Below are 12,525 nucleotides of genomic sequence, written 5' to 3' on the forward strand. Positions count from 1 at the left end.
CGATGTCCCTGTTCGAACGCTACCTGACCCTCTGGGTCGCCCTCTGCATCGTGGCCGGCGTCGCGCTCGGCCACGTCATGCCGGGCTTCTTCCACGCCGTCGGCGCGGCCGAGGTCGCCAAGGTGAACCTGCCGATGGCGGTGCTGATCTGGCTCATGGTCATCCCCATGCTGCTGAAAATCGACTTCGCCTCGCTGCGCCACGTCGGCCGGCACTGGCGTGGCATCGGCGTGACGCTGTTCGTGAACTGGGCCGTGAAGCCGTTCTCGATGGCGGCGCTCGGCTGGCTGTTCATCGGCTACCTGTTCCGCCCGTACCTGCCCGCCGAGCAGATCGACAGCTACATCGCCGGCCTGATCATCCTCGCCGCCGCCCCTTGCACCGCGATGGTGTTCGTATGGTCGAACCTAACCCGGGGCGAGCCGCACTTCACCCTGAGCCAGGTGGCGCTCAACGACACCATCATGGTGGTGGCCTTCGCGCCCATCGTCGGTCTGCTGCTCGGCCTATCGGCGATCACGGTGCCCTGGGGCACGCTGGTGCTGTCGGTGGTGCTCTACATCGTCATCCCGGTCATCGTCGCGCAGGTGGTTCGGCGGAGCCTGCTTGCGTCTGGTGGCCAGCCCGCCCACGACCGGCTTGTCGCCAGGCTCGGGCCGGTGTCGCTGGTGGCGTTGCTGGCGACACTGGTGCTGCTGTTCGGCTTCCAGGGTGAGCAGATCCTGGCCCAGCCGGCGGTCATCGGCCTGCTGGCCGTACCCATCCTCATCCAGGTCTACCTGAACTCGGGGCTCGCCTATCTCATGAACCGCGCCGCGGGCGAGCAGCATTGCGTGGCCGGCCCCTCGGCGCTGATCGGCGCCTCGAACTTCTTCGAGCTCGCGGTGGCGGCCGCCATCAGCCTGTTCGGGTTCAACTCGGGCGCGGCGCTCGCTACCGTGGTCGGCGTGCTGATCGAGGTGCCTGTGATGCTCTCGGTCGTGTGGATCGTAAACCGCACCCAGGGTTGGTACGAGCGCGGGGCCGCCGGCAAGGGAGCGGCGCTGAAGCCTACCCCCCGTGAGGTCTGAGGGCCACAGCCGCCTCTTCGTCATCTCCGCCCTGGGCGTGGTCGAGATCCTCGCCTGGGGCTCCTCCTTCTACCTGCCGGCGGTGCTCGCCGCTCCCATCGCGAACGACACCGCCTGGCCGCTCCCCTGGGTGGTCGGCGGCCTGTCCATCGGCCTGCTGGTCGCCGCCTTCGCCTCGCCCCCTGTCGGCCTTACCATCCACCGCCATGGCGGTCGCCCCGTCCTGGCGCTGGCCGCGCTGCTGCTGGCGGCGGGTCTCGTCGTGATCGGCCTGGCCCCGAGCCTTCCGGTCCTCGCGGGGTGGGTCTTCATCGGGCTCGGCATGGGCTGCGGCCTGTACGATCCTGCCTTCGCCACCCTCGGCCGGCTCTACGGCGCTGAGGCCCGTCCCGCCATCACCACGCTGACGCTGTGGGGCGGGTTCGCCAGCACCGTCTGCTGGCCGCTGTCCGCCTTCCTCGTCGAGCAGGCCGGCTGGCGTGGGGCCTGCCTTGCCTATGCCGGGCTGCACGTCCTCGTCACCCTGCCGCTCGTGCTCGGCACGATCCCGAAGCCGCCGATATTGGCCGGTGGCCGGGACGGCGGGCGGCGAGAGGACGGGCCGCTCACCGCCCGCGAGCGCCGGGCCTTCCTGCTGATGGCAGGCGTCCTGATGCTGGGAGGCACAGTGATGACGCTGGTCTCCGTGCACCTGATCACGCTGCTGCAGGCACGCGGCGTGGCGCTGGCCGCGGCGGTGTCCTACGGCGCGCTGATCGGGCCGGCACAGGTCGGTGCGCGCGTCCTGGAGATGGCCAACAAGGGGCGGCAGCACCCGCTCTGGACCCTTACCGTGGCCATAGCCCTGGTGGTGTCCGCGCTCGCCGTCCTAGCATTGGGGATACCGGCGGTGGGTGTCGCGCTGGTCCTCTACGGCGCCGGCAACGGGATCTACTCGATTGCCCGGGGTACGGTACCGCTCGCGCTGTTCGGCCCGGCGCGGTACCCGGTCCTGGTGGGCCGCCTGGCGCGGCCGGGCCTGATCGCACAGGCGATCGCCCCCTCGCTCGGGGCCGTTGCGTTCGCCTACGGCGGCGCGGACGCGGCCTACGGTCTGCTGGTCGTGCTTGCGCTGGTCAACGTCGGCCTGGCGTGCGCCTTGTGGGCCGCACGGCCGGAAGCGGGCGACGCCCACGCTGGCCCGAGGATCGGGTGAGGCGCGTCGGCGGCGAAGTCGCAGGGCCGTCGTTTCGGAACCGCCGGCGCGGTGATGGCCCGTCCGCATCGGGCCATTAGGATACCGGGCCGATTACCGGTCAGCTCCCAGGACGGTGCGCTCACAGGCGGGTGCTTGCCGAAAGTCTTTCCTGTCCTCGAACATGTCGGTCGATTCGGGTTTGACGTCCTGACCGCGCCTGTTCCCCCCGGATGCAAACATGCCTGCGGACCTCCCGTTCGAAGCCGCCTGCCAGATATCCGCCAACGGGAGCCGAAAGTGGCGAACGTGCCGTGACCGGCGCCGGGCTGCTCGCGGTTCACCACGGGGACCGCCTTCCGATGCCATCCCGGCTCGGAACACCCGGTTGAGCCCGTCTAAAAGATGCTCGACATAACTACCCGTGAACGGGGTAGGTGTTTGAAATGGACGCGTTTGCTCCGCTCCGACGCAGGCGGCCTTGCCAGGCCTGATATTCAGGAGCCCGCCTCCCGCGTTGCCGGGCGGCGACGGGGTGGCACAATCCCCGCGGAACCCCCCTGGGGTACCGTTGGCGCAATGGCGGCACCGACGAGCGTCCGTGATAATCCGCCCTTCCAACAAATGGACGGACCAGACGCGTGAACCAAGCCACGGTCGCCAATCTCATCCGGCACTGGCGGGAGGACCCAGGGGCCTCCTACCGGACATGGTTCCTCTGGGAGGAGCGCATCAAGAACTTCCGTTCGATCCGGCGCGGCCTGCAAGCCGTTGTCGACGAGATCAGGGCCGACACGTTCGGTAATGCCTACCGAGGCTCTTCCCTTGAGACCGTCGTCCATTCGGTCGCGGAGCAGAGGCAGGTGTTCAAGGGGGCCGACCATGCCTTCCTCTGGAAACCCAAGCTTCGCATCCCCGACATCTACGAGGACCGGGCGAACCAGGTCGTGTTCGGGCGCTTCCTCGATGCCTGCCTGTGCTGCAACGCCGAGGCGCAGGTGCTCGCCGCCGTCCACGCGCTCGACCAGGCGCGGATCAAGGGCCTGGGACCGGCCGCGGCGAACCTCCTCTACTTCCTGCACCCGACCTAGGTGCCGCCGTTCAACACCGCCATCGTCAAGGGGTACAACGCGCTCACGGGCGCGAAGGTGAAGCTCGGGCGCTGGGACGAGTACCTGGCGATGCGGCGCGGCATCGTGGAGCTCAACGAGACCCATCGGGCGCTGCTGTCCAATGATTTCGGAGCCGTCGCGGGATTCCTGTTCGACGTCGGATCGGGTCGCTATCCGTTGCCGGACCGGGATGAGGACGGAGCCTTGGCGCGCTGGCGGGAGGACCTCGACCGCGTCCGCGCGGAAGCGGCGGAGACGGCGTCGCGGTCGGTCCAGGCGGGGCGCGACGCCGATCACACGCACACCGAGGTCCAGGGCTGGCTGCGCGACCTCGGGCTCGCCCTGGGCTACGACGTCTGGATCGCCTCGAACGACGGCAACCGGGCCTACGCGTCAGGGCGGTTGTCCGACGGCTGCCTGGACCGCCTGCCGGCGAGCCTCGCCGCGAAGGGGTCGACGGAGACGGTGCGCCTGATCGACGTGCTCTGGATCGGCAAGGGGACCGCGGACGTGGCGGCCGCGTTCGAGGTGGAGCACACGACCAGCATCTACTCGGGCATCGTGCGCATGCTCGACCTCGCGCTCGGCGTCGAGGGCGCCACGGCCCGCAACTTCTTCCTGGTCGCACCGGACGACCGGGAGGGCGACGTCCGCGCCCAGTTCGCGCGGCCGGCGTTCTCCCGCGTCGCGGAGCTGGACCTGCGCTATCTTCCCTACAGCGAACTCCGCGGCCATCGCGAGGCCATCGCCCGCTTCGGCAGCGGCCTGAAGGGCGTCCTTGCCATCGCCAAGCCGATCTCGCGGGCGACGTGAGGGATCGAGACCGGCCGGCGGCACACGTGCCATCGGTCGATGCCGGCGACGTCGCCGGCATCGGTCGCGGCGTAGGGCGGATCCTCCCAAGCGCAGATGCCGGCTCGACGCAAGTCACGGCACCGTCACGTCCGTCCACCCGCGACACGAAGGAAGGGATGCGGCGGGCGCAGATGGAGCCAACCTCGGAACGCAACAGGTCGGGCGGGGATAAACCACGTCGCGCCGACGCGGCGCTCCACGCGCCCGAAGGCGGTGTTGCCCCGCGATCACATCGAGCACGGAACGCGCCGGCGGCGCGACTGCCGGCTTGATCCTCCCACGTGGGAAGGCGGCAGCCTCACGGCAACCTGACATGTCGCCCGGCTCCGCGCCGTGGCCCATCTGAGAGGCCGCAGGTGGCGTCGATTCCGAAGAACAATCCCTCTCCGACCCGTCGAAGGTTCGTCTCCGGCCTCGGCGCCTGCGCCGCCGTGGGCCTCGCGGCGCACGACCGTTCCGCCTTCGCCCTGGCGAGCCCGGGCGAGCCCACGGTGCCGCGGGCGGCCACGTACGACCTCACCCTGGCCCGCGGCACGGTCGACAAGACCGGCACGCCGACCTGGGCCAACACCATCAACGGCGGCGTTCCCGGGCCGGTGCTGCGCTGGCGCGAAGGCGACGTCGTCACCATCAACGTCCGCAACGAACTGCCCGAGATGACGGGCATGCACTGGCACGGCATCATCCTGCCCAACGACATGGACGGCGTGCCGGGCCTGGAATTCCCGGGCATCCAGCCGGGCGAGACCTTCACCTACCGCTTCCCGGTGCTGCAGAGCGGCACCTACTGGTACCACAGCCACATGGGCTACCAGGAGCAGAAGGGGGTCTACGGTGCGCTGATCATCGAGCCGCGCGGCCGTGACCTGGTCCAGGCGGACCGAGATTACGTCGTGCTCCTCAGCGACTGGACAGACGAGGATCCCGAGCGCATCCAGAACAAGCTCAAGTACCAGGCCGACTACTACAACTTCGGCAAGCGCACGGTGCGGACGTTCTTCGCCGACTCCGAGCGCAGCGGGCTCGCCGACACGGTCAAGGAGCGCTGGCATGAGTCCGAGTCGCGCATGGACCCTTCCGGCCTGGAGGCGCCGTCCGGCGAGACCTACACCTACCTGATGAACGGGCAGCCGCCCGGGGCCAACTGGACGGCGCTGTTCCGGCCCGGAGAGCGGGTCCGGCTGCGCATCATCAACGCCTCCGCGGCGACCTACTACGACGTGCGCATCCCCGGGCTGACCATGAGCGTGGTCAACGTCCACGGCAACGACGTCGTCCCGGTGCAGGTCGACCAATTCCGCATCGGCGTGGCCGAGACCTACGACGTGATCGTGCGCCCGCGCGAGGCACGGGCTTACACGATCTTCGCGCAGGACCTCGGCCGCTCGGGATACGCCCGCGGCACGCTCGCGCCCCGGTCGGGAATGGAGGCGGAAATCCCGCCCTTCGACCCGCGGCCGCTGCGGACCATGACCGACATGGGCATGCAGGGCATGATGGGCCGCGACCAGATCGGCGCGTCCTACCCCGACGGCTCGCGCATCGGCGGCATACTCGGCGAGCACGCCCGCGAGATCGTCCCAGACGAGCGTCGCCTCGCGGGCCACCAACCCATGGCGAAGCTGCCGCCTGGCGTCGAACTCGACGAGACTGGCGTCGAGGTCCAGATGAAGCCGAAGATGCTTTCCGACCGCACCCGCATCCCGGGCGACGGCCTGAACCAGCTGAACCGCCGCGTCCTGACCTACGCCGACCTGCGCTCGATCAACCCCGCCGTCGACGACCGCCCACCGACGCGCGAGATCGTGCTCCGGCTCAGCGGAAACATGCAGCGGATGATCTGGGGATTCGACGGCAAGAAGTTCACCGAGGTCGGCCCCATCGACGTGACCGTCGGCGAGAGGTTCCGGCTCGTGATGGTCAACGAGACGATGATGAGCCACCCGATCCACCTGCACGGCATGTGGATGGAGCTGGAGAACGGTCACGGCCGGCACCGACCCTACCTCCATACCGTCAGCGTCGCCCCTGCCGAGAAGCTGTCGATGCTGGTCACGCCGGTTGCGACCGGGCAATGGCCGCTGCACTGCCACATCCTGTACCATTTCGAGGCCGGCATGTTCCGCACCCTCCGCGTCCTGCCGAGGGGGGCCTGATGCGCGCGCCGGCAACCCTCGTCCTCGCCCTGTCACTCCTCGCCCTCGCGCCCTCGGCCGCGCTCGCCCAGAGTGTCACGGGCCTTCTCAACGGCGGCACCCGCCTCGGATCCGACACGCTCCAGGGGGCGGCGCCCTACGGCAACCCGATTCTCGACGACCGGGTCTACGCCCACGCCTTCCTCGACCAGTTCGAGGGCCGCCTCGGAAGCGAGAGCTACTTCCGCTACGACGGTCAGGCCTGGATCGGCGACGACTACAACAAGCTGTGGCTGAAGTCGGAAGGTCGCTACAACGCCGACAACCGCGGCCGCTTCTCCGACGGCGATCATGAGGCCCTCTACGCCCGGCCGATCTCGACCTACTTCGACATGCAGGTGGGCGTGCGCTCGGACATCGACAGCCTGCGCAACCGCACCTGGGCCGCCTTCGGCATCCAGGGGCTGGCCATCGGTTTCTGGAACCTCGAACTCACGGGCTATGCCAGCGACAACGGGCGCTTCGCCTTCCGGGGCAACGCCTCGTACGACCTCTACCTGACGCAGCGCCTGATCCTGCAGCCGCAGATCGAGATGAACGCCTACTCGAAGGCCGACCGCGGTCGCGAACTCGGTTCCGGCGTGTCGGACATCGATATGGGGCTGCGCCTGCGCTACGAATTCACCCGCGAAATCGCGCCGTACGTGGGCCTCTCCTACCAGCAGTTCCTGGGCGGTACGGCGGACTACCGACGCCGGTCCGGCGAGGGCAGCGGGGACCTGCGGGCGCTGGCTGGACTGCGCCTCTGGTACTGAACCGCATCCCGACGCACCGTACGCCGTCGCGATGCGGTGTCGCCGGGTGGCCGTCCGAGGCCGCGATGCCTTCCCTCGCCGAACCGTGGAAATCGACCGTGCCGCACGCCTCCCGCCCGATCCTTGCCGCGCTGTCGCTCGTGGCCGGCCTTTGTTCCGCACAAGCGCAGGCCGTCACGGAGCCGGGGATGAAGGGCTTCGGGATCAGGGCCGTGGAAGGGAGGACGCTTCCCGAGATGCTCGGCCGCTGTGCCGACGCCGACAGAGGCGAGGCCTCCCTCGCGCCGGGCGAGACCCCGGCCTTGCTGGCCGCGCGATGCGATCAACTCCGGCGTTCGCTTCACACCCAGCCGGGTAACACGGCGCAGGGGCGCTGACCCGCGGTCTTCCGACACGGTCGCACGCTAGGTAGGTGAGGCCGGCGTGCCGCGGTCCCGGATCGACAAATCGCCCGGACCGAGCCCGTCATTTCGTCTGGCGGGCCCCGATGCGCGTCGACGGGGCTGGAGCAGACCCGCTGCCCGGCCGCCCGGGCTCGCGGGCGAGGGCGTCGATCAGCGGGCACTCCGGCCCGTCGTCGCCGGGGCAGGTCCCTGCGAGATCCCGCAACGAGGCCGCGGCGTCCGCGAGCGCGGCGGCGCGTCGTTCCATGTCGGTCGCGCGCCGGATGGCCAGGTCCTTCACCCCGGCGCTGGCACGCGCCTCGTCGTGCCACAGGCGCAGCAGCATGGCGGTGTCGGCGACCGAGAAGCCGAGGAGGCGGGCCCGGTGCACGAACCGCAGCGTGCGCACCTCGTCCTCGGTGTAGACCCGATGGCCGGAGATCGACCGCGTCGGCGCCGGGATCAGGCCGGCGCGCTCGTAGTAGCGGATCATCTTGGGCGAGATCCCGCAGGCGCGTGCCGCCTCCCCGATCCTCATCGCCCGGCCGCCCGTTCCGTCGAGGCGCCCAGGCGCGCCCGGACGAGCCCGGACGCCGCGACCGACCGGGCCCCGCGAACGCCCCGCTCCGGCGAACGCCGGGAAAAGCCGTGGCGCGGTCGCATCGCGGGCGGCCGCAGGTCCCGTGGCGTCGCCGGGGCCGGAAGAGCCGATGGTGGATTCCCGAGCGTCACGCGCCCGTCCGTCATCGCGCGCGGAGGCGGCCGCACCGGAACCTCGTCCGGCGCGCGGCCCGGGGAGATGGAACGGGCGTGTCCGCGATGGGGGAAACGCATAGCGTGAGCGCGCATCGGCTAGGCCGCCTCCCGCGTCGACACCGACCTCGCGATGCCCGTCCGAACGCTGGCCGGAAGCTCGACGGCGCGCGTGACCTCGGCGAAGCGCGCCGCGGCGTCCGACCAATCCTGGGCGAAATCGAACAGCTCCCGGAGGGCGGGCGCGATCTCCTTGTAGGCCGCGAGCGCCGCCACGAGGGCGCCGAGGGAGAGGCCGCCTTGCACGACGAGATATCCGCCGATCAGGAAGAAGAAGAACGGCGTGAGGTTGGACGTGTAGTTGTACAGGCTCTTGATGCCGCCCTTCATGTCGTTGATGGCGATCCGGATCCGCTCAAGCTCCTCGACATGGGCCATCCGCCGCCGCAGCGACGAGGCTGGCGCATCGCGCCCCGCCACGGACGGGGCGAGGCCCGGCGGCTCGGCGGCCTCGGGCGTGGTGACGAAGGCGCCGAGCGCGCGCGTGGCGAGGACCCGTTGCCGCACCTTCGCGTTCAGGCGCCCCTGGAGGCGCGGCAGGACCGTGAGTTGCACCGGCAGCATGATCAGCGCGGCGAAGCCCAGGGCTACGTCCTGCAGCAGGAGGAAGGCGACGCTCGTGACCAGCACACCCCCCTGCACGATGGGGACCGCGACGAGGCTGCCGCCGAAGTAGCCGATGGGCTCGACCTCCTGGACGGCCACGGCGGCGAGCGTCGTGCGGCGGTCGGCCGAGCGCTCCGTGCGCACGCGCCGCAGGACGGCCAGGCGCAGGCGGCGCACGACGCGCTCGTTGACGCGTCCGCGAACCCGGTTCGCCGCGTACTTCAGGAGCCCGTTCCCGGTGAGGACGGCGAGGTAGCCGGCGCACAGGGCGAACAGGAGTTCCGTGCGGCCGAGCGGGAGGCCCAGGAGCGTCATTCCTGGATGCCCGTCGCCCCGCGCGTCGGCGAGGGCATGGTTGACGATGTGCTTGGGTATCTCAAGGGTCAGCCAGGCCGCGGGCAGCGTCGCGAGAGACAGGAAGACCAGGCGGACCTGGATGCCGAGGGTGGCACCCAGAACGTACGCCTCCAGGCGCCGGCCCAAACGGAGCCCGAAGCCGCGACGCCGGCGGCCGCGGGACGGGCCGGCCCGCAGGGCATCGGCGGGTCCGGAGGCAACCGCCGACCGCCGATGACGGCGCAGCATGGCGCGGCCGACGAGCCACGCGGTCCAAGCCGGCGCAATGACGAAGACGAGCAAGGCATCGGCGACGATCCACCAGTGGCCGTGCGGGTAGTCGAGGCCGGTGAGCCTGTGGGCGAGGTTGTGCAGGGCTTCGATTGCCGTCACGGGGCAGCTCGTTCCGTATTTCCGGTAAGAGAGGGCGCGCGTCGTGGGCCTCCGCTAGCGATGGTCTCAGCCGTCATCCGGCGACCCCGCCTTTCGTGCGCCCCCGTTCGAGGGAATGCCGTCCCCGGCGCCGGCGCCATCGTCCCTCGGCGTGGTGCCCCCTCCGCGACGCACGGGCCCCGCGTTCGGATCGAATCGGACTGTGCGGAAGGTGCCGAAGGCGAACTGGCGTCTGGTCCGGATCGAACAGGGTGTGAAGCCCGCCCGTCGAACCGCCTTGAGGGAGGCCGCGTTGTCGGCGTCGACGAAGGCCACCAAGCGTCGCTTGCCCAAAGCCCGGGCGCGTTCGGCGATCAGGTACACGGCGGCCGCCATGACGCCCAGGCCGCGGAATGATGCCGGCGTGAAGGCGTTCTCCAGCATGGCCTCCTCGGCCGACAGAACCGGCAGGGCGCCGGTCCGCCGGATCGCGTCGCCGTAACCCGGGCCAGTGAGCCACTGGATGTGGCAGGGTCGGCCGGACACCTCATCGACGAGCACGAAGCAGCGGCTCGGCAGCACCCCGTGCGCGGCGGCGCGCAATCGCCACCTGACGTCGTCGCGTTCGCGCTCGGCCGCCTTGTCGCCACCGACGGGAAAGAGGACCGGCAGGTCGTCCGGCCGGAAATCGCGCAGCCGGACCGGGATTTTGGCGGCCGGTGGTTCGACGGCGACCGATAGGTCGCGCGTCAGGCCTATCGAGACCCGCTCGGAGAAAAGACCCAGGGCCATGCGCCGGGCCACCCTGGCGCGCAGCATCGCCCATCCTTCGCCGAGGGAGCCGTCGCCGCGCGCGTGCGGGTAGGGCTTGAACGTCATGCCAGGCCCGCCGCGCCTCGCCGAAGGCGCGCCCGGGCAACCGTGGATCGACACGCACGCGTCGCCGGCGACCTCCGGCACACCTGGGTCGATGGCGCGAGCGCCGCCCTTGCCGACCGCATCAGCCGCCCCCCATGATCCGCGCGGTCCGGATCTCGACGGCCCGGACGCGCGCGACGTGGGCGGCCCAGAACCGGTTCGCGAGGAGCGTGACGGCCGTCGGCGCCGCGCGGGGTTTCGATGTGGATGTCCGCGGGATGCCACGGCCGGCCGACGCCGCGACCGCCGCAAGCGGCGAACCCGTGGCGGCCAGCCGGTCGCGGGCGCGCCGGCAATAGTCGACGGAACGCGGCGTCATACGCTCCTCGCCGTGGCCGGCGCGATATTTGGCGAGGGTGCGGCACACGTCGCCGCCTGCGAGGCGCCACGCCCGTGCGAGGTAGGCGACGCCGAAGCGGACGTTCGTGGCCGGGTCGAGGAGTTCCGCGGCCGGCCCGCGATGGCCGAGCATCGTGGCGGTGGCCGGGCGGACCTGCATCAGCCCGAGTTCGCCGACCGTTCCGACGGCCCCGGCGTCGTAGCCGCTCTCGACGAACGCGACCGCCTCGGCGAGCGCGGGCGGGACCCCGCGTGCCGAAGCCTCCCGCTCCAGGAGTTCGCCATAGGCGGCTCGACCGCCGGCCATGACGTTCCCGACGTCGACGGCCGTGGCGGCTGCTCCCGCGGTGCCCCCCGGCCCCTCCGCCGCCGTCGCCGCGCCGGCGGCCGCGGCGAGGCCGAGGAGAACGCCGAGGGCGCGAGGCGCCGCGGCCGGGATCGGGCGCCGTCGGCCGGTCCCCATCACTTGGCCTTCTGGATGCGCGTGACGGCGATGGACCCGTTCACCCGGTCGGCCGAGAACCGCACCCGCTCGCCGGGCTTCAGGCCCTTGAGCATGGCCGGGTCCTGGACCTTGTAGGCCATGGTCATCGCGTCCATCCCGATGTTCGGGATGGTCTCGTGGTCGAGGGTCACCTTGCCCGCGGCGTCGTCGACCTTCTTCACGGTCCCGGCGACGAGGGGAGCGTTGGACGGCGACGCCGGCGCGGCCGGCTGCGAGGCCGCCTTCTCCGCGGGAGGCGGTTCGGGCCGGGCCTGGGCCGGGGCCCCCTTCGCCTGGCGGTCAAGCGGTCCTTCGCCCGACGGCGTCTGGTTCGGCTGCGGCCGGTACCCGGCCTCGCGGCTGCGGACCAGCCACTGCTTCAGGGCGTCGATCCTCGCCTGCTGCTCGTCCTGGATCTTCTGGGCGGTCTCCCGCAGCTGCCGGTCCCCGCCATAGTCGAGCTGCGTCTTGGCCAGGAACAGCGTCTCCTCGTAACTGGCGATGAGCAGCTCGGCGAAATCCCGGTCCGGGTCGCCGGTCAGCTTCGTGTCCCGGAAACGGTTCGCCATCGTCTCGCGCGCCCGTTCCAGGGCGGCCGGCGCGCCCTTCGCGGGCTGGGCGCCGGCGGGTTCCGGGACCGGGCCGACGAGGGCCGCGGCGAGCGCGGCGGACAGGATCAGGCGTCGCATGGTCGCTCCATCTCAAGGTGTCGGCGCCCCCGCGCGGGACCGGGCGGAAGCCGCGCGAGGGCTCGCCTCAGGGGCGCTACTTCGCCTTCTGGATCTTCGTGACGGTGTAGGCCCCGCCCGTCTCGGCGACGTCGAAGTCGACCTTGTCGCCGGCCTTGAGATCCTTGAGCATCGCGGGATCCTTGACCGCGTAGGCCATCGTCATCGCGTCCATGTCGAGCTTCGGGATCGCGGCGTGGTCTAGCGTCACCTTGCCGGCGGCCGGGTCGACCTTCGTCACCGTCCCCTTCACGGACTGCGCCCACGCCGGCGCCGCGACCGCCAGGAAGGCCGCGGAAAGAACGGCGAGCGTGATCTTGCGTCTCATGGCTTCTCTACTCCTTCGGTCCATCGAACCGCCGCACCGGCGCCGTTGAGGGGAATC

General features: G+C 70.8%; 11 protein-coding genes and 1 pseudogene. 6 read left to right on the plus strand and 6 right to left on the minus strand.

Annotation, left to right across the window (positions count from 1 at the left end; translation table 11 throughout):
• Positions 1 to 2: 2 nt before the first annotated feature.
• From arsB to MMSR116_RS14300, 6 genes and pseudogenes are all read left to right on the plus strand, one after another.
• Complete coding sequence (gene arsB, locus MMSR116_RS14275; protein WP_010682454.1) at positions 3 to 1,070, plus strand: ACR3 family arsenite efflux transporter; 1,068 nt, start codon at positions 3 to 5, stop codon at positions 1,068 to 1,070.
• Positions 1,060 to 2,265 carry an MFS transporter gene (locus MMSR116_RS14280; protein WP_010682453.1) on the plus strand — a complete coding sequence of 402 codons (1,206 nt, stop codon included), beginning with the start codon at positions 1,060 to 1,062 and terminating at the stop codon, positions 2,263 to 2,265. The genes arsB and MMSR116_RS14280 overlap by 11 nt, the downstream gene beginning before the upstream one ends.
• Before the next feature lie 620 nt (positions 2,266 to 2,885).
• Positions 2,886 to 4,169: pseudogene (locus MMSR116_RS14285) on the plus strand (type II restriction endonuclease).
• Positions 4,170 to 4,567: 398 nt separating this feature from the next.
• Complete coding sequence (locus MMSR116_RS14290; RefSeq protein WP_010682451.1) at positions 4,568 to 6,367, plus strand: copper resistance system multicopper oxidase; 1,800 nt, start codon at positions 4,568 to 4,570, stop codon at positions 6,365 to 6,367.
• Complete coding sequence (locus MMSR116_RS14295) at positions 6,367 to 7,161, plus strand: copper resistance protein B (RefSeq protein ID WP_010682450.1); 795 nt, start codon at positions 6,367 to 6,369, stop codon at positions 7,159 to 7,161. The genes MMSR116_RS14290 and MMSR116_RS14295 overlap by 1 nt, the downstream gene beginning before the upstream one ends.
• Before the next feature lie 65 nt (positions 7,162 to 7,226).
• The gene (locus MMSR116_RS14300) at positions 7,227 to 7,538 is read left to right on the plus strand and encodes a hypothetical protein (protein ID WP_127991786.1); all 312 of its coding nucleotides are present in this window, start codon (positions 7,227 to 7,229) and stop codon (positions 7,536 to 7,538) included.
• A gap of 88 nt (positions 7,539 to 7,626) precedes the next feature.
• Here MMSR116_RS14300 and MMSR116_RS14305 read toward each other — a convergent pair whose 3' ends face one another.
• The 6 genes from MMSR116_RS14305 to MMSR116_RS14330 all read right to left on the minus strand — a co-directional run bounded on the left by MMSR116_RS14305 (position 7,627) and on the right by MMSR116_RS14330 (position 12,468).
• Positions 7,627 to 8,082: a MerR family DNA-binding transcriptional regulator gene (locus tag MMSR116_RS14305; protein WP_051072117.1), complete on the minus strand. Its 456-nt coding sequence runs from the start codon at positions 8,080 to 8,082 to the stop codon at positions 7,627 to 7,629.
• A gap of 314 nt (positions 8,083 to 8,396) precedes the next feature.
• Entirely contained in the window at positions 8,397 to 9,692 is a 1,296-nt protein-coding gene (locus tag MMSR116_RS14310; RefSeq protein ID WP_010682447.1) for a hypothetical protein, read from the minus strand.
• A 66-nt stretch (positions 9,693 to 9,758) separates the two neighbouring features.
• Entirely contained in the window at positions 9,759 to 10,550 is a 792-nt protein-coding gene (locus tag MMSR116_RS14315; protein ID WP_010682446.1) for a GNAT family N-acetyltransferase, read from the minus strand.
• 121 nt (positions 10,551 to 10,671) lie between these two features.
• Positions 10,672 to 11,391 carry a transglycosylase SLT domain-containing protein gene (locus MMSR116_RS14320; protein WP_010682445.1) on the minus strand — a complete coding sequence of 240 codons (720 nt, stop codon included), beginning with the start codon at positions 11,389 to 11,391 and terminating at the stop codon, positions 10,672 to 10,674.
• Entirely contained in the window at positions 11,391 to 12,101 is a 711-nt protein-coding gene (locus MMSR116_RS14325; RefSeq protein WP_010682444.1) for a copper-binding protein, read from the minus strand. Before MMSR116_RS14325 ends, MMSR116_RS14320 begins: the two co-directional genes overlap by 1 nt.
• Positions 12,102 to 12,177: 76 nt before the next feature.
• Positions 12,178 to 12,468 carry a copper-binding protein gene (locus tag MMSR116_RS14330; protein WP_010682443.1) on the minus strand — a complete coding sequence of 97 codons (291 nt, stop codon included), beginning with the start codon at positions 12,466 to 12,468 and terminating at the stop codon, positions 12,178 to 12,180.
• Positions 12,469 to 12,525 lie beyond the last annotated feature (57 nt).

The sequence above is a fragment of the Methylobacterium mesophilicum SR1.6/6 genome (assembly GCF_000364445.2).
Taxonomy (GTDB): domain Bacteria; phylum Pseudomonadota; class Alphaproteobacteria; order Rhizobiales; family Beijerinckiaceae; genus Methylobacterium; species Methylobacterium mesophilicum_A.